Below are 23,268 nucleotides of genomic sequence, written 5' to 3'. Positions count from 1 at the left end.
GGTTAGCAATCAGGGTGCCCGCCGGGTCCGGCGAGGGGCGACGGCCTCGAACAGAGCATTTCTCGGGAAATTCGGGCAAGATCGCGCACTTTCGCGCGCCGCGCGTGGCGACCTCCGCCACACACGGGGCAGATCGCTACGGCGAGCCCAGCGCCCGCCGGCCGCGCAGCGGGCCAGCTCGGCGGCACGGCGCGTGCGTTCCGCCCGTTCATGCCGGGAGCTTTGGCCGTGACGTCTTCGCGTGGGCTCGGAGGGTGGCTCGGGCCGCGCATGAGCAAGGCGCTGAAGGTGATATCGATCCTGCCGATCGCGCTCTGGGTCGGCTACGTCGTCATCGGCAACGTCATGCTGAGCACGAAGCTCGTGGCGAGGCTCGTCAGCTACAACCCGACCGACGCCACGCTGTTCTACGGCTCGGCCTGGAGCCTCTGGCCGGGCGTCGTGCACGTGAAGGAATTACGGCTCAGCGGGTCCGACAGCCTGCTGGAGTGGGCGGTGCTGCTCGACGAGGTGGAGGCGGACATCCACCTGACCGATCTTTTCCGGAAGAAGTTCCATGCGGAGGACATCCGCGCCGAGGGCTTCACGTTCCGCATGCGGCTGCTCGTGGATCCGACGAGCGAGCGCGATCTCGAGGCGCCGCACATCAAGGCGCTCCCCCCCATCCCGGAGTTCACGAACCCTCCGCTCAAGCCGGAGCTGCCGCCGAAGCACGATCTCGAGAGCTCGGACGAGGGATACAACCTCTGGACCGTGCACCTGGAGCGCGTGGACACGACGCTCAAGGAGGTCTGGATCCAGCAGGTCCGGTACGCCGGCGGCGGCCGCGTGCGCGGGGGGTTCTACTACAAGCCGCTCCGCTCGGTCCGCGTCGGGCCGGTCGCGCTGGAGCTCCGTTCGGGCGAGGTCCACCTGGCCGACCGCGTCGTCGCGCGGGTCGACGCCGACCTCGACGTCACGATGAACACGTTCGATCCGCGGGACATCGAGGGGCTCGACATCTTCGACACCACCTGGGCGCGCGTGCGCCTCGACGCCCAGCTGCCCGGGCTCGATTTCATCCACTTCTTCACCGGCGAGGACGGAGGGCCGCGGATCGAGGACGGGAGCGGAGGGCTCCGGGCGAACCTCGTCGTGAACCGGGGCAACGTCGAGCCGGGCAGCTCCCTCTCGTACGGCACGAGCCACCTCGCGGCCTCCGCCGGGTCGCTCCGGGCGGCCGTCGCCGCGGACGTGGATCTCCGCGTCGACGAGCGCGGGCAGGCGCGCCTCGCGGTGGCGGTGCCCCGGGCGACGCTCGAGCGCCCTGGCAAGGGGCTGCCGCCCATCGTGGTGGAGCGGGCGAGCGCCGCCTTCGACGCGCCGGAGCTCCACCTCATGCGGCTCCCGCCGGGATTCTCGTCGAAGGTGGAGGTCGTCGCCGCGGCGATCCCGGACCTGCGCTGGCTCAACCCGGACGACGCCGGGCCGGACACGCCGCGGTTCACGGGCGGCGCCGCGTTCGTGCGGAGCAGCCTCGAGGTCGACCCGCTGGGCCGGGGGACGGGGGCGCTGAGCCTCCTGCTCAAGCAAGGGGCGCTCGCGTGGAAGGAGACGCGGGTGAAGGGCGACGTCAAGGCGCGCCTCTCGCTCGACGCGGCGAACCTCCTCGGCCCGACGGCCAGGCTCGGGAAGAGCCGCATCGAGATCGAGGACCTCGCGATCGAGCACGAGGGCGAGGCGTTGCCCGGCTGGTGGGCGCGCATCGACGTCGACGACGCGAAGGTGGGACGTGGCCTGATGGAGGCGGCGATCCGGCTCGAGTGCAAGGACGCGCGGCCCGCGGTGGCGCTGCTCGACGCCGAGGACGCCATCCCCGGGTGGGCCGCGGGGCTGCTCACCATGGAGGGGCTCAAGGCCTCGGCGACGGTGAGGCGCAAGGAGAGCGACGTCGATTTCAGGCTGCTGGAGGCGCAGGGCGGCAACCTCGCCATCCGCGGGCGGCTCACCAAGTCGGACGGGCAGGAGCCGCTCGGCGCGTTCCTCGTGAAGAGCGGCCTGCTCTCGGTGGGGATCGACCTGGAGCGGGACGGGGCCGGCGTTCACCCGCTCGTGGGGGACGACTGGGTGAACGAGAAGATGGCCGCGCTGGGCCGGTGAGGCGCCGCCGGGCGCGCAGCGGCGTCGCCCGGCTATCGTCCCCTCGATCGCTCGGATCAGCGGATGTAGCGATTGACGATGTTCTCGTACAGCTCTTGCTGACCGCTCGTGAGCTTGACCTCGCCGCCGGCGTTGCCGATCTCGGCCAGCTGCTCCAGCGTGAGCTTCCCCTGCTCGAACTCCGCGCCCTTGCCGTTGTCGAACGACGCGTAACGGGTCTTGCGCATCGACTCGAGCGGCGACTTGCGGATCAGGTCGTCGGCGATGATGAGCGCGCGGGCGAACACGTCCATGCCGCCGATGTGGCCGTGGAAGGTGTCGATCAGATCCGTCGAGTTGCGGCGGCGCTTGGCGTCGAAGTTCACGCCGCCGCCCTGGAACCCACCGCTGCGGAGCAGGATGAGCATCATCTCCACGGTCTCGTTGATGTTGTAGGGGAACTGGTCGGTGTCCCACGCGTTCTGGTAGTCGCCGCGGTTCGCGTCGATGCTGCCGAGCATGCCGGCGTCCGCGGCCACCTGCATCTCGTGCTCCATGGTGTGGCCGGCGAGCGTCGCGTGGTTCGTCTCCAGGTTGAGCTTGAAGTCCTTGTCCAGGCCGTGCTGGCGCAGGAACCCGATCACGGTCTCGGCGTCGAAGTCGTACTGGTGCTTGGAGGGCTCCATGGGCTTCGGCTCGATGAAGAAGGTGCCCTTGAAGCCGCGCGAGCGCGCGTAGTCGCGCGCCATGGTCAGGAAGCGGGCGAAGTGCTCCTTCTCGCGCCTCATGTCCGTGTTCAGCAGGCTCATGTAACCTTCGCGGCCGCCCCAGAACACGTAGTTCTCGCCGTTCAGCGCGATGGTGGCGTCGAGGGCGTCCTTGAGCTGGGCGCCGGCGTAGGCCACCACGGCGAAATCCGGGTTCGTGGAGGCGCCGTTCATGTAACGCGGGTTGGAGAACAGGTTCGCCGTGCCCCACAAGAGCTTGATCCCCGACTGCGCTTGCTTCTGCTTGGCGTACTCGACGACGCTCTGGAGGCGGCGCGACGTCTCGGCACGGCTGTCGCCCTCCTCCACGAGGTCGATGTCATGAAAGCAGTAGTGCGTCACGCCGAGCTTGGTGATGAACTCGAAGCTCGCGTCCATCTTCATGCGAGCGCGGCTCAGCGCGTCCTTGCCCTCGTCCCAGGGGAAGTTGATCGTCCCCGGACCGAACGGATCGTGCCCACGACCACAGAACGTGTGCCAGTAACACACCGCAAACTTGAAGTGATCCTTCATCGCCTTGCCGGCGACGACGCGATTGGCGTCGTACCACTTGAAGGCAAGGGGGTTGTCGGACTCGGGCCCCTCGTAGGGGATCTTGCCGACGCCAGGGAAGTACTCTTTGTCTCCAATCACAACGGTCATAACCGGATCTCCAGCTCGTGGTTTGCGTGTGCCTACGTTCAGAGGGCGCTCTCGGCGACGGGGGCCGCGAGGTGAGCCCAAGGGCTCTGGCCTCGGGGCCAGGGGGGAGTCAGGTTCGCCACGTCCAGGTTGGGCCTTCCAAGCACGCTGAGGTAGTTGTGGCTCCGACTCTCCGCACGTCAAGTGAACCGCCGACGCGCGTCAGTTGCACGCGTAGTGGATTTTGTCGGCTAGCAATAACATGGTGACGGGTCGGTGGCTAGGGTCGGCGCCGGCGTCTCTGCCGCTGACCAAAGCTAGCTGAGCCGGAGGCCGCCCGCAGCCATCCCGCGAAACGATTCCGATGGCGCTGTAGCGCCGCACACCTCCACGGCGAGCGGCCGGCCGTGCCGACCCCCGCTCGCCGCAGGAACGACGCGGGCGGCCCCCGATGGAGCGCAGTGTCAAGACGGATGCACCTCGAAGCCGGGCCGGCGCGAGGCGGAGACCTGGAGATGGAGGCGGGGTCAGCGGTCGACGCGGTAAACCGCTTCGCGCCCTACGACGACGACGTGGCCCTCGTCGACCGCGAGCCCATCGGCGAGGAGGAAGCCGGACGCTGTCCTTCGAGCGCCCGTGCCGTCCGTCTTCACCTGCCACAGCTCCACGCAGCCAAAGCCTTGAAGCCAGTAGACCGTATCACCGCTCACGGCGATGGAGGAGGGCTCGGGGTCCGCGTTCGGGACCCTCTCGATGTCGTGGAGGACGTCGATGGCGGCTGCGCCGTCGCGCCACCGGTTGACGGTGTGGAGGCTTGTGTCGGTCCAGAAGACGCTCTCGCCGGCCGCCGCCATCGGCCCGCCGAAGAACACCTTCGCGAGCGGCTCACGGGTGCCGCCTTCGCGCGGCACCCGCTCGAGCTGCTTCGTCTGGAAGTCGAGCCAGTACAGCGCGCCGTCGTGGCTGATCATGCCGAGCGGGTGGCCGCTCGGCACCAGCGCCTCGGGGGCGCTGCCGCCAGCCAGAGCGACCTTCCAGATCGCCTGCGGGTCGCCTTGATCGTAGTAGGCGTTCGTGGCGTCGAGCGCGAGCATGGCAGGAGGGAGGATGTCCTCCGCGAGCACGGTCGAGGCGCTCAGGCTCGTCACCGGCGCGGCGAGCAGGCGCACGTTGCGTTGCGAGCTCAGCGCTTCGGTCCAGACGAGGGTGTCGCCGACGATGGCGTGTCGTCCGCTGGGCAGGTCCCCGAGCGTCTCCGCGGCGCCGCCGGCGACCGGCACGCGCAGGAGCTGGTAGTCCGCGCTGAAGTACACGTACCCCCCCGAGAGAACGCTCCCTTCGATGGATTCCACGGCATCGTCCGTGCGAAACAGCGCCACAGCGCCGCCAGGGCCGACCTCGCCGGGCTGGAGGTCGAGGATCTCGCACTCCCACCGCCCGCCTCCGCCCTGCGCGCCGGCGCCGCCGCCCCCGTCCGCGCTCCCGCCCTCCCCTGGCGCGCCTCCGGCGCCCGCGTCCCCGCCCGTTCCGCCCGGCGGATCCCCCCCATCGGACCCGCAACCCAAAAGCGCCAGCGCCACCAGCACGGCGCCGGCAGCCGCCGCCGCGGTCTGCATCGACACGACCATGTTCACCTCACCTGCCGTGGTGTACGGCCATCGCCTCAGGACACTTCCTCGAACCGGCGAATACACACAGCGTACCAGCGACCCAGCCCGGCGCGCGTGACCGGGCCGTCATCGATCGCGCATGGCAAGGAAACGACCAGCGCCTCGGCACAGTGCCGGCTGACGAATCATGTGCTGCTCATGTGCTGCTGACGACGAACCGCGCCACCGAACCAGCTTGCCTCTCCTTGTCTCCCTCGTGACATTCCTCGTCACCCTGGTCGCGTGCAACTCGAGATCACGGACGGCGGCGGCTCCGGCGGCAGTGGCACAGGTGGCACCGGCGGCACCGGTGCCACGGGCGGCTCCGGCGGAAGCGGCACCGGCGCCGGCGGCGGTGACCCAGGCGGCGCCGGCGGACCAGCCTGTGAGGCGCACGAGCCCAGGGTCTTCGCGTGCACCGACATCGACCTCCCGGAACGGGAGGACCCGAGCGGCTGCAACCTCGGCCTCGCGGTCGTCAGCGTCGCGCCCGCGCCCTGAGCGCCCGCCCCGCGCTCGGGGCACGGGCGAGCCATGCGCGCGTCAGCTCCCGGAGATCCCCGGAGCGGCGAGCGCCCGCGCCTTTGCGAACAGATCGGGGCGCGCCAGGTCGTGGGACCAGCCCTCCGGGTACGAGGCGACCGCCGAGGGGCGGCCCCGCACGCGGCGCTCGTAGGCGTCGAGCGCGGGATGACCGGCGAGCGACAGCCCGCGCCGCTGCATGTAGGCGAGCACGGGACAGAACGCGCAGTCGGCGAGCGTGAAGGCGTCCGACGCGATGAACCGTGTCCTCTGGGCTCGCGCCTCCCACAGCGCGAGCTCGCGCTCCACGCCCGCCAGCGCGCCCACGATGGCCGCTCGCCGGTCCGGCGACAGGGCGTCCGGGCCGGCCTCGAACAGGCTCTCCAGCGGGTCGTAGACGCACGCGGTGGCCTCGGACTCCTGCGCCCGGGCGAGCGCGCGGGCGAGCGCGCGGGCGAGCGCGCCGGGCTCGGCGGGCGGCGGGAGGAGCGGCGGGTCGGGATACCGCATCTCCAGGTACGTGAGGATCGCCAGCGACTCGTTCATGACGGTGCCGTCGGGCTCGACGAGCACCGGGGCCTGGCCGCGCGGATTGAGGGCCAGGAACTCCGCGGCGCGCGTCTCGCGGGGCTCGCGCATCACGCGCAGCCGGCGGGGCTCGAAGGCGAGGCCCTTCTCGCGCACGGCGAGGAGCACGCGCCAGCTCGAGATCGAGCCGTTCACGAAATACACCGCCCGCTGCGCGCTCATCGGTCGCCTCCGGGCTCCTGCAGCGTGCGAAAATTGAGCGCCTCGAAGCCCGCGCGGTACGCGGCGGCGTCGAAGGCGGCGTCGATGTTCTCGGCGCGGAAGAGCTGGAGCATCCGCTCTGCCTCGGCGCGCTCCGCGGCCTCCCGCTCCGGCCCGGGGAGCGCGGACCGGGCCCCGGCGCGCGCCTCGGCCTCGGCGCGATCCGCGGCGGGCGCGCCGACGCCCCAGACAGCGCCGGTCGCCGGATCGTGAAACGTGCCGATATGCCGGAAGGTGAGCGAGATCCGCGACGCCCGGTCCTCGCCCTCCGCGTCGCCCTCCTGCCGGATGGCGTGATAGAAGCGGCGGTTGGTCTCCAGGTCCATGACGAGCAGCGAGCCGTGCGGCAAAGGGACCTTCTGGACGGCATCCCCTTCGGCGGCGCGCTTGGGCCGGAGCACCATGGTGCGCTGTCGTCCGAGCGAGACGTTCACGATGAACGACGGGCGCACGAGGTCGAGCGTCTTGTCGGAGTGCTCGCCGATCCAGTCGCGCCCCGTGCGGTAAAGCTGGAGCAAGCAGTGGTTGAGCGGGTGCCCGACGCGGCGCTCGACCTCCCTGCGGATGCGGTCGACGGCGGGGGTGAAGGCGCCGAGCTCTGGCTGCTCGTCGACCGGGTGGCGGTAGAGCGGCGCGGCGCCGTCGGGCGCGCGCTCGCCCTGGATCGCGACGAGGCGCGGCACCTCCCCGCCGCGGTGGAGCATCGTGGTCCACGCGACCTCGCGCTCGACGGCCTCGAAGGCGCCCGCGCCCCCCGCGAGGCTCTCGTCGAGGGCGCCGCACCACAGCGCCGTCCCGCCCGCGCCGATGCCGGCGACGCGCACCGGCCCGGGCCCGTCCGAGAGCAGGCCGGCCCAGCGGCGGCGCCGGCCGCCCAGGCCCTCGATCTCGCGCAGCGCCGCGGCGTGCTTGCCCGCGGTGCTCGCCGCGGTCGCGTCCTCGAGGACCTCGACCTCGAAGCCGAGCCGGCGCGCGTCGCGGGCGGCGGCGAGGACGCACACGTTGGTCGCGACGCCGCACAGGATCACCGCGGTCACGCCCGCCTCCTCGAGCCGGGCGCGCAGATCGGTGTCGCGGAAGGCCGAATACCAGCGCTTCTCGACGTGCCACTCCGCGGCCCCGGCCGGGCGCTCGGCGCGCACCGGGGCGAGCGCCGGGAACAGCTCGGCGCCCCACGTGCCGCGGGCGCAGCACGCGCTGCCGGTGTGCGTCTGCCCGCGAAGCGCGTCCAGGGGCGCGTCGATCTCGCCGTAGGCCGAGGTCACCCACACCACGGCGCGCCCCTGCGCGCGCGCGGCGCGCACCAGCCAGGCCACGCTCTGGGCGAGCTGATGCGGATCGCAGTGCCGCTTCGAGAACGCGCCCCCCTCCGCGAGAAAGTCGTTCTGCATGTCGATGACGAGCAGCGCCGTGCGCGCCGGGTCGTTGGGGAGTGGTCGCTCTCTCACGTCCTTGACCTCCTGGTATCACCTCGCCGGTCGGCCGACCAAGCGCTCCGGAGCGCGGCGCGCTGCGAGGCGGCCGCGTCGGCGCGCGGAGGCTCGGTGAAGCGACCGGCGCTCTGCTGGAGGGCGAGGGCAGCTCGCGTCGGCGCGTGCAGCCTCATCAGGGTGCGATTCTAGAAAAAGCGCCCCCGCCGGACTCCCGGTTCGGCTACACCCACGAAGGATCCCGATCGAACCCCCGCGCCTGGCCGCGCGGCCCCCGCGCGGCGCGTCTTTGGCGCACCACCTTGAGGAGGTCTGAACATGGCTCACGTACTGGCAAGGCTCACCGGCGCCACGCTCGAGGACGTCAAGCAGCAGCTGGCGGCCGACGCGGCCAGCCACGCCGAACAGGGGATGCACCTGGAGCACATCTGGACGAACGACGACGATCCCAGCGACATCCTGTTCCTCCTCCGGGTCGACGACCTGAGCCACTGCAAGCAGCTCATCAGCCGAGTCCACGCCGAGATCCATCGGGAGGACCCGAGCGCCAAGCTACCTCACATGACGTTCCTGAAGGAGGCGTGAGCGGTCACTCCCCCTCACGACACGCGCACGCGCAGGAGGAGGGGCCCTCCGTGAGCGTCCCGTCGGAGCCCCAGATGCAATATCTCCAGCCCACGGGGCTGAGGCCACAGACGCCATCGAAGCGATGGAGCTCGACGGTCCCGCCGACCTGGCGGTACAGGAGGGGCAGGCCGTCCTCCTGCCCGCACTCCACGCTTCCGGGGCATCCGCCGGGGCCGCCGCGCGGTGTCGCCAGGCAGCGGTGCTCCTCGGTCAGCGCGTCGCAGGACGCGCCGTCGGGGCTCACGGACACGAGCTCCCAGGAGCAGAGTTGGACGTCATCGTCCGATGTCCGAGCTTCGCAGTCTTCCCGGGACAGGCGCTCTTCACAGGGCGTCCGATCCGTTCCAGCGCCGGCGGCGGCGCTCGTCGACCCGGCGGCGGCGCTCGTCGACGCGGTGCCGGCGCTCGCCGCTTCGGGCGCGCCCCCGGCGCCGTCGTCCTCGGGGCCGCCCGACACGCTCGACGTGCAGCCGAGGAGCGACAGCGCGGCCAGCCCCAGGACCGCGCCTGCCCCACGGCTCAGCCGGATGCTGCCGCGCTGGAGCGCCCGTGAGCACGGCGCGCCTCGGTTCGTCGTAGCTCCTTGTTTCATCGCCTCGTTCCTCCGCAGCGCACTCCCGGTCAGCCGGCCTGCCGGCCGTGCGTTCTTGCCAGCGGAGCACGCCGGGCACCGGATGGCTCCGGCGCCCGGCGATGGGCTCGACGCGAGGCGCCGTCGCCTCGTCAGACGCGCCAGGGAGAAGAGTGCGACGAGGCCGATGTGGGGGGCAGAGATCGACCTCGTTTCGCCGAAGTTGCAGCCGCTCCCGGCGGTCACGGGCGTGTCGCTGCCGGTGCCAGCGCCCGCGCTCGTCGACGCAGCGGTCGACTCGCCCCCGCCCGCTCCGCCCGCGCCCGCGCTCGTCGACGCAGCGGTCGACTCGCCCCCGCCCGCTCCGCCCGCGCCCGCGCTCGTCGACGCAGCGGTCGACTCGCCTCCGCCCTCTCCACCAGCTCCCGCTCCGCCCGTGCCCGCGCTCGTCGACGTAGCGGTCGACTCGCCTCCGCCCTCTCCACCAACTCCCGCTCCGCCCGTGCCCACGCTCGTCGACGCAGCGGTCGGCTCGCCTCCGCCCTCTCCACCAGATCCCGCTCCGCCCGCGCCCGCGCTCGTCGACGCAGCGGTCGACTCGCCCCCGCCCGCTCCGCCCGCGCCCCCGTCACCTGCTCCGCCCGCGCCCGCGCTCGTCGACGCAGCGGTCGACTCGCTCCCGCCCGCTCCGCCCGCGCCCCCGTCACCTGCTCCGCCCGCGCCGCCTGCGCCCGTCGCGCAGGCGCCAGCGTCGCTCGGTACGCCGCTACAGATGCCGTCATCGCAGCTGTCGGCTTCCGTGCAGGCATTGGCATCGTCGCACGCTGGACCCGTGAGCAGCGTACACTCTCCCTCGATGGCCGCGCCGGCGGCGATGGAGCACGCATCGCACGGGCCTGCATCGCACGCCGAGGTGCAGCAGACGCCGTCGACGCAGAAGCCGGTCGCACACTCCGCAGAGGAGCCGCAGGGAGCTCCGCCCACGAAGAGGCGCTCGGCGCTCGCGGAGATCTCTCCGTACATGTAGGGCGCCGGCGGAACGGTGCCGCCCGCGATGAGCACGCTGCCGTCGAGGAGCGCCGTCGCCGAATGGCCCGAGCGCTCCACCGACAAGGACGGTCCTGCCGTCCAGCGGTCCGTCGATGGGTCGTAGAGATACGTCGCGTTCGAGTATTCCCTGTTGTAGTAGCAATCTCCCCAGGGGGCGCAGTTTTCGTAGAATTCCTCCATGCCTCCGGAGACGAGCACGCGTCCGTCCTGCAGGACCGTCACCGCCCGTTCCTGCAGGGGGAGGTTTACGCGGCCCTCCGCGTCCCGAGGCGCCCGCAGCGTATTGGGCAGCCCAGGGACGAAGCTCCACGTGTCGGCGGCGGGCTCATAGACTTCCACGTTGCGGTCGGCCATCCCGTAAACCGCAATCGCGAGGACCCTCCCATCAGGGAGCAACGTCACCTCGTAGTCGTTCCCCTCGCCCATCTCCGCCGCGGGGGTCCAGGTATCGTCTGTCGGGTCGTAGATCGCCGCCTGGTTGGTGTCATAGAGGTTCGTCGCCGTGACCAGGATCTTCCCGCTCGGGAGCAGCGTCGCCGAATCACAGCACCCCTCGAGCCCCGGCGCGGCCCCGACCGTCCAGGTATCGGCGATGGGATCATAGAATTGAACGCCGTCCGCGCCGGGGATGACGACCCGCCCGTCAGCAAGCAGCGGAGCATCATGTCCCGCCCTCCAATGGGGCAGGGACGCGACGGCCGTCCAGGTGTTCGACGCCGGATCGAAGACCTCCGCCGTATCGACGGGTGCGGCGATGCGGCGCGAGGTCCAGCTATAACCGCTGGTGACGAGCACCCTGCCATCCGCGAGCAGCGTGACCCCGAAGGCGGATCGGTCGTCCGTCATCGCGCCCGCAGGGGCGAAGGTGTCCGTCGCCGGGTCGTAGATCTCCGTGGAGCCCACCCCGCCGTCTCCGTCGATGAGGAGGACCCGCCCGTCCAGGAGGCGAACGGCCCTGTGATTGAAGCGCGGCCGGGTCATCGACCCTGCCGCCGCCCAGCTCAGATGGCTGAGCCGCGGCGCTCCCGGCCCAGCCTCGAACGCGAGCGCGGCCGACGCACCGTCGACGCCGAGCCGCGTGGGGACAAGCTGCCCGCCAAAGGCGCCATCAAGCCTCGCCACCGCCTGTCCCGAAAACGCCCCTGGCGGCGCGGCGTGCGCCTCCGAGCCGTCGTCACCCGCAGCGCAGCCGAGGCTCGCCCCGAGCGCGACCAGCAGGACGAGCGTCGCGCTGCCCGGCGCAGCGCGCCGCGCGGAAGCCCGCGCCGGCGCCGGACGAGCGCCACCCTCGTGCTCCTGCGCATCGACAGGGCTTTCAGCGCAAGCCGGTTGGACGGCTCGATCGTGCTCCCAGCGGGCTCGGCTTTGACCCATCGCGATCTCCTCAAGCCAGGCGATGCCCGATGTTCCCCGCCAGGCACCGCGATTGCAATCCGGTACGCGACGCTTCGATGCCGCGCGCAGCCGAGCCATTCACGTCGAAAAGCTGCGCCGCGCAACGTCCACCGCGACAATGCTCGCCGAGGGCGACAGCGCGGCTCAAAGCGCGCGCGTCAGCCCTCGCCCGAGAGCACCGCGGCGATCGCGGCGCGCTGCCCGCGCGGCCGCCCGGCCGCGTCGGCGTGGGCCATGTCGAGGGCGGCCAGCACCGTCGAGAGCGTCGTCTGGTCCAGCACCGACGACGCCTCGATGGCGTCGAGGTCCTCTCCGACGAAGTTCTTCGGGCACGCGTCGATGACCGGCAGCGCTCGCCCGCCGGACGGCGCGAACCGGATGGGCAGGCCGTGCGTGCGGCAGATGAGCGGCCGCGCCGCGTAGAGCGCGCACCTCCCCTCCCCGTCGAGCGCCGGGCACACGCCGGGATCGCCCGTCCGCGCGCGGCCGGCGAGCGCCGCGCGATCGGCCTCGGGGAGCGCCGCGAGCGCCTCGCGGAGGGCGTCGGCCTCGATCGACGTCACCGAGAACCGCCGCCGGCAGCAGTCGCTGCACCCCGTCGCGCACGCCATCCGCCCGCCGTGGCGCGCGCTCGCGTTCGCGAAGAACGCGTCGACCTTGGCGAAGAGCTCGCGGAGGCGATCGAGCGGCCGGGGAGTCACGCGCCGGGTTCTAGCACCCGAGCCCCCCGGCGCCCTCGCCAGGGACAGGGAATCGTCCGGCAGGGACAAGGGCCGCGCCGGCTGGGACAGCGACCGCGCCGGCTGGGACAGCGACCGCGCCGGCTGGGACAAGGACCCGGGCCGGACACGACCGAGGGAGCTGCCGCCAGGGACAGGGACGCCGGCGTCAGGGACAGGAGCGAGCGGGCCAGGGACACCGAGCCGCTCGCAGGGACGCGGGGGAACGCGCCAGGGACACCCGGGCCGGCGCTCCCCTGTCCCTGGCGCGACCAGGAGAGCGCACGATCGCCCCGGCCCCGCCGCCCAGGCGCGCCGGCGCCGGACGGGATCGAGGCAGCACGCTCGGGTCGACCTCACCCCGGCTTCAGGGATCGATGCGGAACGGATAGCCGTCCACGGCCACCACGATCGGCTCGGCGCCGGGCGCGCCGCGCGGGCGGACGGCGAGCACGTGCGCTCCCGCGTCGTCGAGCGCGGGAGGATCGCGGTAACCGAACTCCTCGCGGCGTACCTCCCCCTGCGCGTTGAGGAACTCGCATTCCCATCCGACGACGATGCCGTTGTGACGCTTCTCCCGGAGGTCGCGCAACGGGAGCAGCACGACCTCGGGGGAGCTCGCAGCGCGGCGAAGCGCGCGGAGCTTCGACCAGGTCTCGCCCACCAGCTTGAGGCCCAGCACCAGCAGGACGGCGGCGAACCCCGCGCTCCCCGCCGCGATCAGCAGCCGCGGTGTCCTCAGGGCGGGCTCCGCGCTCGTCATGAGCTCGCCCCCGCTCCTCCGTACCTCGATGTCCGGCGACACCCTCGGCGCCCAGGCGACCAGGTAGCTCACCTCCTGCTCCTCGCCGTCGACGCGGAAGCTCACGACCACATCGGTGAGATAGTCGTCGGTCCAGGCGGTGTGGCCGTGAGGCGCCACGGAGACGAGGCCGTCGACGGCCACCGGCTCCGCGGCGGCCCAGCGGTCCGGCTGCGCGAGCACGTCGCGAGCGATCTGGAGTGCGCCCACGCCGGCGATCGCCATCACCGCGCCGTTGAGCGGCGCCAGGAGGACCACGGTCGCGAGGGCGATCAGGAGATAGCGCGGCCGGAGGCGCAGCGCGCCCCGGTCGAGGCGCCGCCGGAGCTCCGCGAGCGGCAGGGCAGCCGCGGCCCGCCGCGCGGCCTGCGCGTCGGCGCGGCGGATGACATAGCCGACGAACCCGACCGCGAAGCACATCGCGGCGAGGCCGAGCAAGGTCCAGGCATCGACGCGCGCCTTGCGCGGACCGTCCCCGAGCGACAGCACGAGCGCGTCCTCGTCGGCCGCCTCGGGCAGCCCCCGGTCCACCAGCAAGGAGCGCTGTCGGCCCGTCAGCGAGCCGAAGGCGCCCGTGAGCGGCTGGCCGGGCGGCGGACACAGCGGCCCGTCCGCGCTCACCAGGGCCACGACCTCGCCGAGCGAGGGCGCGAGCAGACGACCGTACCGCGTGCCTGCGAGCTCCACGCTCCCTTCGCACGAGAACTGCGCGTCGGTCAGCTCCACCCACACAGCCTCCGTCCGGGCGCGGCGCAGCGCCTCCGCCGCGCTGAGCCGCACCGGCGCGTCCCCGAACGCCGCCACCCGCTGCCACGCCCGGACCGAGAGCACGCCGAGCGTGATGCCGGCGATCAGCCCGAGCGCGACGCCGATCCAGGGCCGCCGCTTCAAGCCTCCCGCGATGCGGTTGTTGACGTCGCTCACGCCGATGCTCCTCCGAGGGTGGCAGGCGCGCCGGCCAGGCCCCCCGCGCTGCCCGGGCGCAGCGGCCTCGGCTGGGCGGCCGTTTCAGCAGTTGAGCCGGATGCGCTCCCCGAGCAGCTTCACGTCGTCGTTGGGGTAGTCGTCGACCGGGATCACGCGCGCCGGCTGGCGCTCGCTCGGATCGCTCATGAGAAACCAGGAGGTCGCAACGCGAGCCCGAAGTCAAGCGCCGCGCAGCGCGCCCCCGGCGGCGCCGCGGGAAAGGTGCGTGTCGCCAGGGCGCCTGCGCAGCAAGACGTTCTCTCCCAGGGCCCACATCTCGGCTCCGCTCCCGCGCACCTCGAACAGGGTGCCCCACGTGCCGGACGCCTCGCCTCGCCAGGTCCGGCCGCCATCCGTGGATCGCAGGAGAGCTCCGCCCATGCCGCACGCCCAGAGCGCGCCGCCCTCGTCTCCCCAGATGCTCCTGAGGCTGCCGGAGACCTGGGCCAGCACCTCCCAGGTCGCGCCGCCGTCCCGGGACCGCAGCACGTCGCTGAGGGTCATTCCGCCGACCGCGAAGAGCTCGTCGCCCCTGCCCCAGATCGCCGACAGATCGCGGGAGCTGCCGCTCTCGACGGCCTCCCACGTGGCGCCGTCGTCGACCGTGCGGACGATGGTGCCGCGGCGGCCCACCGCCACGGCGAGCCGCTCCGCCCCTGTCCAGACAGCGCTGAGACGCTGCTCGCGCGGGGCCTCCAGCGCGATCCATCGGTATCCCTCCGCGCTCAGGCGGCAGACCCGGCCATCGAGGACGGCGAACGCCCTCCCTGCGCCCTGGCCGTGCACCGAGGAGCCGCCGGGCGTGCCCGTCACGTCGAACCAGCGATGTCCGCCGTCCGTGGACCGGATCTGCGCGATGCCGCCGCCGACGGCCAGGATCTCCTCGCCGCGAGCCCACACCGCGATCAACGGGCCGCCGTCCTCGTAGGCGCTTTTCTCCCACGTCTGTCCGCCATCGCGGGTCCACGCGACGCTTCCACCGTCGCCCACCAGCACCACCCGCCCGGGTCCCTCCACCCAGAGCCCTCGGAACTTCCCCCGGACAGGCACCTTCTCCCAGGGGCCCTCGAGCGGCGCGTCCCCTGCCTGGACTGGCACCTTGGCGAAGCTCTTGCCACCATCGGTGGATCGGAAGGCGGGGCCGGCCCCAACGCACCAGATCGAGCCCTGGTCGTCGCCCCACAGCGCGTGACGCTGCTGATCGGACCTGAGGGAGGGCCGCGTCCAGGTGCGGCCCTCGTCCTCGCTGACCGCGAGGAAGCCGCCATCGCCGGCCGCGATGGCCTGGCCGGCGGGGCCGAGCCACAGCGCCCGGATGGAGCGCCCGCTCCCGGTGGAATGCGATTCCCAGGAGGCGCCTGCGTCCCGGCTCGTGTGAATACGGCCGTCGCCGTCGCCCACGGCCACGATCCCCCCTCGTGCGCAGAGCGCCCGCGGATGCCGGCCAGGGATCTCGCGGCGTACCCACGTCGCCCCTTGCAGGGTGGCGAGCTCTCCTTCGAGCGCGAGCGCGAGGAAGCGGCCCTCGGCGTCGACGGCGGCGGCCTCCAGGCAGAGGTCCTCGAGGCCCGGCCCGGCTTCCCAGGTCTGGCCGCGATCGCGCGAGCAGAGCACCGTCCCGCCGAGCCCCACCGCGATGCCCTCGCCGTCTTCCCGCAGGGCGACGCCGCGCAGGTCCGCCTCCGCGCCGCAGCTCACGTCGGTCCAGCTCCGCCCCTCATCGCTCGAGGACAGCAGGGTGCCGCTCTGCCCGGCGGCGATCAGCGCCGGACCGGCGCCTGCGAGCGCGCTCAGATCCTGGCGGACGGGCGTCTGCATCCTTCTCCAGCGCTGGCCGCCATCCTCCGAGCGCAGCACGTGCCCAGCGGAGCCCGCGATGATCAGAAGGCGACGTCGCCCCCAGACGGCGCTGTGCCAGATGCTCATTCCGCGCAGGATACCAGGTCCGGCCGCAAGAAATCCGGCCCGGGATGACCGGGCGTCTGCGCGGCTCCGCGGCGGCGTCGCGCGGGAGGGGTTGGCGACCACCGACGGCGTAGTTCACATGTTCACGAAGCCACTTCAAGCGATCGAGGTAGTCGACAGCATCCTTACCGACGACCGTGGCGGGCACCCGTCGCTCCGTCAGCGGCTGGCGCAGCTCCTGACGCGTCATACGAGAGGTTTTGTGGCTCAAATCCTCTAGCGACGTCTGGTGGTCACGCACAGCATCGCGCAGCCGGCATGATAAAGTCAGGCATCGAGGCAATATGGCAATGGAGCGACTCGCACATCGCTCCCGAACGCGCGGCGAGGACAGGCGCCAGCCACGCGCCGGCGCGCGAGGTTGTGCGCTGTAAACCACGAAATCATTGACGCTTATTCCTGCCCTGCCTCATCGTCACGGAAATCCTGGCGAGCTCCCTGACACCCGCGTCTAGCAGTCGAACACCCCGGCCCCCCGCTCGATCTCGCCGAACGGATCCACGAGCGCGCGCACGAGCACGCGCGCCGGCGCGCTCTCGATCCCCGCCGCCGCGCGCCACGTCGCATAGCGGAGCTCCCCGAGGAGCGCCCCGGCGAGCGGCGTGTAGACGAGATCGAGCGCCGAGGGGCGGACGCCGTTGGCCTCGTAGCCGTACTCCCAGAGGTGGGTGCCGGCGATGGCGAAGGCGACCGCGGCCGGCACGCCGAATCTGCAGCTCCGCGCCCTGAAGTAGATCTCGCTCCCGAGCAGGCCGTGACCGATCACGTTGATCGGCCACGGGTCGTGATCCCATCGAAACGCGGGCTGATCGGCGTCGAAGAGCGGCGGCTTCGTGAACGCCTCGCCATAGTGGTATCCCCAGCGCTCCAGGCGGAAGTCGGCGAACGGATCGGGCCACAGCACCGCCTCCACGCTGCGGGTCACCGTGAGCACGGCCAGCGTGTGCACGATCGGCGGCGTCCAGGCGGGCTCCGCGCTCCCGGCCGCGACGGCGCGAGGCCGCGCCCCGGGCGCGCCGGCCCGAGGCGCGCGCCCCGGGTGGGCGGCCGGTCCGGCCGGCGGAGCGACCGAGGGCGCCTGCGGAGCGGCCGAGTCGACCGGCGGAGCCGTCGACGGCGGAGCCGTCGTGACCGGGCCGGCGCACGCGGACGAGAGGACGGCGAGGACAGCGGCGGCGTAAAGGCGGATCGAGGCCATCAAGACAGCGGGCGCGGCGCGCGCGAGGAGCGCGGCGGCCGGACGCGAGTCTAGCGCGCCAGCGACCCCGGCGACGCGCCGTCCTCGCCGTCGACCCGGGCTATCCTCCCCGCCCATGGCCGGGATCATGATCGTCACGGGCGGCAGCCGCGGGATCGGCGCCGCCACGGCGCTGCTCGCCGCGCGGCGCGGCTACGCGGTCGCCGTGAGCTACCTGCGCGACGAGGGCGCCGCCGCCAGGGTCGTCGACGAGATCCGCGGCCGCGGCGGCGCCGCCCTCGCGATCGCCGCCGACGTGAGCGCCGAAGACGACGTCGTGCGCCTGTTCCAGACCGTCGACGGCGCCCTCGGCCCGGTCACGGCGCTCGTGAACAACGCCGGCGTGCTCGACCGACAGGCGCGCCTCGAGGACATGACCGCGGCGCGCGTGCAGCGCATCCTCGCCACCAACGTCGTGGGCAGCTTCCTGTGCGCGCGCGAGGCGGTCCGGCGCATGTCCACGCGCCACGGCGGCGCCGGAGGCGCCATCGTGAACGTCTCGTCGAGGGCGTCGCAGCTCGGCTCCCCGGGCGAGTACATCGATTACGCAGCCTCGAAGGCCGCCGTCGACACGCTGACGATCGGCCTCGCCAGGGAGGTCGCCGCGGAGGGCATCCGGGTCAACGCCGTGCGGCCCGGGATCATCGCGACCGACATCCACGCGAGCGGCGGCGATCCAGGGCGCGTCGAGCGGCTCCAGGCGAGCCTGCCGCTCGGCCGCGCCGGCACCCCCGAGGAGGTCGCGCACGCCATCCTGTGGCTCGCCTCGAGCGAGTCCTCCTACTGCACCGGCACCATCCTCGACGTGGCCGGCGGCCGCTGAGCCGCTCCGGTCCGCCGCTGAGCCGCTCCGGTCCGCCGCTGAGCCGCTCCGGTCCGCCGCTGAGCCGCTCCGGTCCGCCGCTGAGCCGCTCCGGTCCGCCGCCCTCCCCACCCGACCGCCCTCCCCTCAGCGCCTCCCGCCCGCCCCGATCGCCTCGCCCACCACGGCCGCGAGCGTCCGCGCCGCCTCCCCCAGCGCGGGCTCCGCGTGCGCGCCGAAGCCCAGGATCAGCCCCGGCGCGCGCGACGCCCTGGCGCGCCCCGCCGCGCCGCGCGAGAGCGGCATCGCGTCCACCCCCCGCGCCGCGAGCGCCCTCACGATGGCCACGTCGTCCGAGCCCTCGGGCAGATCCAGCGTCAGCACCGAGCCGCCCGCGGGCGCGCGCACCCGCACCGCGCCCGGCAGCACGCGCCCGAGCTCCGCGAGCACGAAGTCGCGGCGGCGCCGCGTCGCCTGCTTCAGCTTCCGCAGGTGGCGCGCGAAATGCCCCTCGTCGATGAAGTCGGCGAGCGCGGCCTGCAGCAGGTACGGCGGCGACCGCGTCGACGCCGCGCGCACCTGGGCCACCGCGCGCACCAGCGCCGGCGGCACGATCATGAAGCCGAGGCGCAGGCCCGGGAACAGCGAGCGGCTGAACGATCCCACGTGGATCACGCGGTCGTTCACGCCCTCGACGTCGAGGCCGAGCAGCGACGGCAGCGGGGAGCCGTCGAACCGCAGCTCGCCCTCGTAGTCGATCTCGACGACCACCGCCGCCGCCCCGCCGGCCCAGGACAGCAGCTCGATGCGCCGCGGGAGCGTGAGCCGCGCGCCGGAGGGGAACGCGGAGGCCGGCGACACGAACGCGACCCGCGCGCGCGGCGCCCGGCGCGCCCCGACGTGCACCCGCAGCCCCTCGTCGTCGACCGGGACCGCGATCGGCCGGGCGCCCGCCATGCGCACCGCCGCGCGCAGGGCGAGCGGCCCCGATGCCTCCACCCACGCGGCGTCGCCCGGGTCGAGCAGCGCGCGGCAGCAGAGGTCCAGCGCGCCCTGCGAGCCCTCCGTGATGAAGACCTGGTCGACCGTCGCGCGCACGCCGCGGGCCACCGCGGCGTGGTGGAGCACCGCGCGCCGGAGCAGCAGCGCGCCCCGCGGATCGTGGTGGAGCGCGCCCTCGGCCGACATCGAGCGGAAGCGGCGCGCGAGGCACCGCTCGAAGATGCGCCACGGGAGCAGCTCGAGATCCGGCAGGCCGACGCCGAACGGGCGCGAGCGCGGCCGGCCGCCGAGGAGCGCGTCGAGCCGGTCGGGAGGCACCACCGCCGCGAGCCGCCGCGCGCTCCGGGACAGCCGCGGCAGGGCCGCCGCGGCCTGGGCGCGGGCGGAGCTCGGCCCCGCCGCGCGCACCGGCACGTGCGCCACGACCGGCGCCCGGCGCGGCCGGACCAGGACCGTGCCGTCCGCCGCCAGCACCTCGTACGCCGCGACGACCGTGTTGCGCGACACGCCGAGCTCCCGCGCGAGCTCGCGCGACGACGGCAGCATGTGGTCGGGCTGGAGGACGCCCTCGAGCACGGCGCGGCGCAGCTGCTCGACCAGCTGGGCGGCCAGCGTCGCCGGCGCGCCGCGCTCCAGGCGGAGGAAGGCGTGGGGGGCGTGGGAGCTCTGGGGCGCTGGCACCATCGAAACCGGCCGCCGTGGCACTTTCCAGGGTGCCAGGTCCGGGTCACGGTGTCCACGAGGAGCCCGCCATGCCGACGCCGACGCCGACGCCGACCGATGACGACGACGACGACGACCTCACGACGCCGGCCGCCGCGCGAACGGAGCCGGCCATCGGTCACCGGCCGCGGGCGCCTCGTCGGCCGCGGGCGCCGGAAGGCGGCAGGACGGGCGAGCTGTCGTCGCGCATCGCGCGCCGCGCGGCCGAGGCGCACGAAGGCCAGCCGCTCGATCGGCTGCTCGCGGAGGGCCTCCCGGGCAACGAGCTGACCACGCTGCTGCTCCATTGCCTGCGCCAGCGCGCGCTGCGGCGGAGCTTCGCCGAGGTCCTCGACCACGCGGAGCGGGCGCCCATGACCCACGCGTCGGCCGCGGACGCCCGGCGGATCCACGCCTTCGACGCGGCGGCGTACGCGGCGGCGGCGGGCTTCGAGGCGGTCGATCTCGCGCCGGTCGGCCCGCTCGGCGCCACGGCGTGCGCGGGCGTCGAGCCGAACAACGTGCTCGCGACGGTGCGCTTCGCCGAGGTCGCCGCCGACCCGACCACCGGGCTCGCGCTGCACGCGGCGCGGCGCCGGCGCGAGACCCGGGGCGGCGAGCCGCTGCGCCTCTGCGCCAGCCAGCGCGTGCTGCGCATGCAGCCCACGAAGCACCCCGGCTTCACGCCGCACTTCCGCCTGTTCGCCCTCGTGACCGCGGCCCGCTCGCCGGGCCGGAGCGAGGACGACGCGTGCGAGCGGCGCGCCCTGCTCGAGCACCTCGTCGTCTGGGCCGACCTCGTCCGCGCCCTGCCCGCGGCCGGCTTCCGCGCGGCGGGCCTGCGCGTGGTCCTCTCCGACACGGCCGTGGTCCGGGCGTGCCTCGGCGCGCGCGGCCTCGACGCGGACGCGCTGGCGCAGCGGGCGAAGGCGCACGAGCCGGGCTCGTCGGAGGCGGCCCTGCGCGAGGCCTCCGTCGACTTGCCGCGCGCCGCGGCGGATTACGTGGGGGCGGCGCGGTCGCTCGGCCTCGGTCCGGAGCCCGTCGCGCGCGCCGAGCGCTGGGTCGCCGAGGTGGGCGAGCCGCTCTCGCGCGCGCGGCCGGAGGTCGAGATCGTCTACGATCTCGCGCGCTTGCAGGGGCTCGGCTACTACGCCGGGCCGTTCGTCCAGCTCGTGGTCCGGCGGGACGACGGCCTCGAGCTCCCGCTCGGGGACGGGGGCGCGGTGCCGTGGCTCGGCGCGCTGCTCTCGAACCGCCGCGAGCGGATGGTCGCGACCGGCATCGGGACCGAGATGGTCGTGAAGCTGTTCGATCGCTCCGCCCCCCGAGCCGGCGAGGCTCGATCGGAGGAACCGACTCCATGATCATCGAGACCCCCTCCCTCACGCTCCGTCCCTGGACCGCGGCCGACGTGGACGCGCTCGTGAAGAACGCGGACGACCGCCGCATCTGGGCGAACCTCCGGGATCGCTTTCCGCACCCGTACACGCGCGCCGACGCCGAGGGCTGGGTGGCGCTGTGCGCCTCGCGCGCGCAGCCGGCCGAGGCGCTGGCGATCGTGGTGGGCGGGGAGGCGGCCGGCGCGATCGGGCTCGAGCGCCTCGGCGACGTGCACCGCTGCACCGCCGAGATCGGCTACTGGCTCGGCGCGGCCTACTGGGGCCGCGGGCTGGCCACCGAGGCGGTGATCGCGCTGACGCGGGCCGGCCTCGAGCAGCTCGGCCTCGAGCGCATCCAGGCGGGGATCTTCGACTGGAACCGCGCGTCGGCCCGCGTGCTCGAGAAGGCGGGTTACGCGTTCGAGGCGCGGATGCGCCGGCACGTGGTGAAGGACGGGCGGGTGGGCGACGTCCTGCTCTACGCGCGGGTCCGGGAGGAGGCGCCGGCCGGCGAGCGGCGATGACGCGCAGGGCGCCCCGAGCGGGGCTCGCGTCCCGACGGGCGCCTCACCCGCCCGCGCGAGGGTCGCTCTCCGCGGGCAGCGCGGGCGCCTCCTCCGCGGCGGACGCCCGATGCGCGGCGGGGTCGGCGAGCGGGAGCGTGACGTAGAACCGGGTGCCGCGCCCGACCTCGCTCTCCACCCAGATGCGGCCTCCGTGCGCGTCGACGATCCCCTTGGCGATGTAGAGCCCGAGCCCGGTGCCCCGCTCCTCGTACGCCTCCACCTTCCAGAACCGCTCGAAGATGCTCGTGAGGTCCTCGCGGGGGATCCCCTGCCCCGTGTCGACGACGGCGAAGCGGGCCATCCTCCCCTCCCGGTCGATCGAGAGGGTCACGCGGCCGCCCTGAGGCGTGAACTTCAGCGCGTTGCCGACGAGGTTCGACAGCACCTGGAGCACGCGCCCGCGCTCCGCGAAGATCACGAGCCCGGGCGCGTTCACGCTCTGCTCGAACCGGACCTGCTTGGATTCGGCGAGCGGCCCGAACAGCTCCAGGGTTTCGCGCAGGAGATCGTCGGCGGCGCACGGCGCGGGCGTCACCGAGAACTTGCTGGCTTCCATCGTCGCCGCGTCGAGCATGGTCCGGATGAGCTGCTCCATCCGCTTGGCGACGTTCTCGATCGACTCCGCCTGCTGCCGTACCTGCTCGGAGTCGGCCGCCCGCCGCAGCCGCGCGGCCTTCAGCGTGATGGCGCTGAGCGGGTTGCGCAGGTCGTGGGCCACGATGCCCATGAGCTCGTCGCGGGCCGTCACCGCCCGGCCCGCCGCCTCGCGCGCCTCCCGCACCTGGTGGTATAGGTTGCCGAGGCGCTTCGTGAAGTACCACGCGATCCCGAGGCCGGCCGACGCCAAGAGGACCAGCAGGCCGTACAGCCGCAGCACGAGCTGAGCTCGCTCCGCCCGCTCACCGGCATAGGCAGCCTCGATGGCAAACTCCTTGTGATCGATGAGGCGCTCGAGGGAGCGATAGAGATCTCGGCGCAGCGGCCGCAGCTCCTCGTCGAAGCGGCGCGCGATCAGGCCCGCGTCGCCGGTCCGCTCCCGGGCTGCGAACAGGTCTCTCTGAAACAGGAAGAAGCGCCCGGCCTCCGCCTCCACTTCCGCGACCAGCTGGAGAGCCGTCGGGCTGAGCGACTGGGCGCGGAGCGCGCGGATGTTCTCGCGAAAGCGCGCCTTGGCGTCCTCGGCCTCGTCGAGGAGCTCTCGATTTCCAGAGATGAGGTAGCCCCTGCCGTGAGACACGATGAGCTCGGTGGTCCACCGGAGCCGCTCCACGAGGGTGATGTTGCGCTCTTGCGCGCTCAGCCACTGGGTCTGAGCGTCCGCCACCGACGAGAACCGTCGAATGGAGAACGCCATGCCGATCGCCAGGATCAGGGTCAGGATGGCGTAGCCCCTCCTCGCCGTGGCCTCGAAGCGCGTCCGCGTCGGCATGACCGAGGTTCCTCCCTGCTCTCGACGGGGCCAGCGGGCCCAGCGGATCGAGAGGGCCCTCGCTCCTTCGTGGCTGGCCCCTCTCAAAAGCTAGGCCGGACGGCGCGGGGAGCAAGCTGCCCCCGGGAGCCGCGCGCCATGACGCTCCTGCGCGGGC

General features: G+C 73.3%; 17 protein-coding genes. 6 read left to right on the top strand and 11 right to left on the bottom strand.

The annotated features are described in order from the left end of the window. The first annotated feature begins 270 nt into the window (after positions 1-270). Positions 271-2,139 carry a hypothetical protein gene (locus WMF20_RS07905; protein WP_437612043.1) on the top strand — a complete coding sequence of 623 codons (1,869 nt, stop codon included), beginning with the start codon at positions 271-273 and terminating at the stop codon, positions 2,137-2,139. 56 nt (positions 2,140-2,195) lie between these two features. Here WMF20_RS07905 and xylA read toward each other — a convergent pair whose 3' ends face one another. Further along, on the bottom strand, positions 2,196-3,527 hold the full coding sequence (gene xylA / locus WMF20_RS07900; protein ID WP_129573771.1) for a xylose isomerase: 1,332 nt from the start codon (positions 3,525-3,527) through the stop codon (positions 2,196-2,198). 506 nt (positions 3,528-4,033) lie between these two features. Beyond that, complete coding sequence (locus WMF20_RS07895) at positions 4,034-5,128, bottom strand: hypothetical protein (protein ID WP_437612041.1); 1,095 nt, start codon at positions 5,126-5,128, stop codon at positions 4,034-4,036. Positions 5,129-5,398: 270 nt separating this feature from the next. Between WMF20_RS07895 and WMF20_RS07890 the strand changes: the two genes are divergently transcribed. Further along, on the top strand, positions 5,399-5,656 hold the full coding sequence (locus tag WMF20_RS07890) for a hypothetical protein (RefSeq protein ID WP_437612039.1): 258 nt from the start codon (positions 5,399-5,401) through the stop codon (positions 5,654-5,656). Between the two features lie 42 nt (positions 5,657-5,698). Here WMF20_RS07890 and WMF20_RS07885 read toward each other — a convergent pair whose 3' ends face one another. Both WMF20_RS07885 and WMF20_RS07880 read right to left on the bottom strand, forming a co-directional pair. Continuing rightward, complete coding sequence (locus tag WMF20_RS07885) at positions 5,699-6,427, bottom strand: glutathione S-transferase family protein (RefSeq protein ID WP_437612036.1); 729 nt, start codon at positions 6,425-6,427, stop codon at positions 5,699-5,701. Further along, a complete protein-coding gene (locus WMF20_RS07880; RefSeq protein ID WP_437612033.1) occupies positions 6,424-7,914 on the bottom strand; it encodes an isochorismatase family protein in 1,491 nt (496 codons plus the stop codon). The genes WMF20_RS07885 and WMF20_RS07880 overlap by 4 nt, the downstream gene beginning before the upstream one ends. Before the next feature lie 300 nt (positions 7,915-8,214). Here WMF20_RS07880 and WMF20_RS07875 point away from each other — a divergent pair, with 300 nt between their 5' ends. Continuing rightward, positions 8,215-8,481 (top strand): hypothetical protein, encoded by a 267-nt coding sequence (locus WMF20_RS07875; protein WP_437612031.1) that lies wholly within the window; start codon positions 8,215-8,217, stop codon positions 8,479-8,481. 4 nt (positions 8,482-8,485) lie between these two features. On the opposite strand, the gene WMF20_RS07870 is transcribed toward WMF20_RS07875, so the two are convergent. From WMF20_RS07870 to WMF20_RS07850, 5 genes are all read right to left on the bottom strand, one after another. Further along, positions 8,486-11,266 carry a Kelch repeat-containing protein gene (locus WMF20_RS07870; protein WP_437612029.1) on the bottom strand — a complete coding sequence of 927 codons (2,781 nt, stop codon included), beginning with the start codon at positions 11,264-11,266 and terminating at the stop codon, positions 8,486-8,488. Between the two features lie 431 nt (positions 11,267-11,697). Beyond that, on the bottom strand, positions 11,698-12,240 hold the full coding sequence (locus WMF20_RS07865; RefSeq protein WP_437612027.1) for a YkgJ family cysteine cluster protein: 543 nt from the start codon (positions 12,238-12,240) through the stop codon (positions 11,698-11,700). A 385-nt stretch (positions 12,241-12,625) separates the two neighbouring features. After that, a complete protein-coding gene (locus WMF20_RS07860) occupies positions 12,626-13,984 on the bottom strand; it encodes a hypothetical protein (RefSeq protein ID WP_437612025.1) in 1,359 nt (452 codons plus the stop codon). 222 nt (positions 13,985-14,206) lie between these two features. Continuing rightward, positions 14,207-15,844 carry a WD40/YVTN/BNR-like repeat-containing protein gene (locus WMF20_RS07855; protein WP_437612023.1) on the bottom strand — a complete coding sequence of 546 codons (1,638 nt, stop codon included), beginning with the start codon at positions 15,842-15,844 and terminating at the stop codon, positions 14,207-14,209. A gap of 598 nt (positions 15,845-16,442) precedes the next feature. Further along, the gene (locus WMF20_RS07850) at positions 16,443-17,189 is read right to left on the bottom strand and encodes a DUF3943 domain-containing protein (protein WP_437612021.1); all 747 of its coding nucleotides are present in this window, start codon (positions 17,187-17,189) and stop codon (positions 16,443-16,445) included. 115 nt (positions 17,190-17,304) lie between these two features. On the opposite strand from WMF20_RS07850, the gene WMF20_RS07845 reads away from it, so the two are divergent. Next, positions 17,305-18,051, top strand: coding sequence for an SDR family oxidoreductase (locus WMF20_RS07845; RefSeq protein ID WP_437612019.1), 747 nt, complete (start codon positions 17,305-17,307; stop codon positions 18,049-18,051). Between the two features lie 126 nt (positions 18,052-18,177). On the opposite strand, the gene WMF20_RS07840 is transcribed toward WMF20_RS07845, so the two are convergent. Further along, positions 18,178-19,716: a PLP-dependent aminotransferase family protein gene (locus tag WMF20_RS07840; RefSeq protein ID WP_437612017.1), complete on the bottom strand. Its 1,539-nt coding sequence runs from the start codon at positions 19,714-19,716 to the stop codon at positions 18,178-18,180. A 68-nt stretch (positions 19,717-19,784) separates the two neighbouring features. Between WMF20_RS07840 and WMF20_RS07835 the strand changes: the two genes are divergently transcribed. Both WMF20_RS07835 and WMF20_RS07830 read left to right on the top strand, forming a co-directional pair. Further along, positions 19,785-21,101 carry a hypothetical protein gene (locus tag WMF20_RS07835; RefSeq protein WP_437612015.1) on the top strand — a complete coding sequence of 439 codons (1,317 nt, stop codon included), beginning with the start codon at positions 19,785-19,787 and terminating at the stop codon, positions 21,099-21,101. Next, entirely contained in the window at positions 21,098-21,640 is a 543-nt protein-coding gene (locus tag WMF20_RS07830; protein ID WP_437612013.1) for a GNAT family N-acetyltransferase, read from the top strand. Before WMF20_RS07835 ends, WMF20_RS07830 begins: the two co-directional genes overlap by 4 nt. 43 nt (positions 21,641-21,683) lie before the next feature. On the opposite strand, the gene WMF20_RS07825 is transcribed toward WMF20_RS07830, so the two are convergent. Then, on the bottom strand, positions 21,684-23,111 hold the full coding sequence (locus WMF20_RS07825; protein WP_437612011.1) for an ATP-binding protein: 1,428 nt from the start codon (positions 23,109-23,111) through the stop codon (positions 21,684-21,686). Positions 23,112-23,268: the final 157 nt, after the last annotated feature.

The organism is Sorangium sp. So ce834, from assembly GCF_051521425.1.
Lineage (GTDB): Bacteria > Myxococcota_A > Polyangia > Polyangiales > Polyangiaceae > Sorangium > Sorangium cellulosum_D.
Note: the sequence above shows the minus strand (reverse complement) of the source record. Positions and strands in the feature narration are given on the sequence as shown.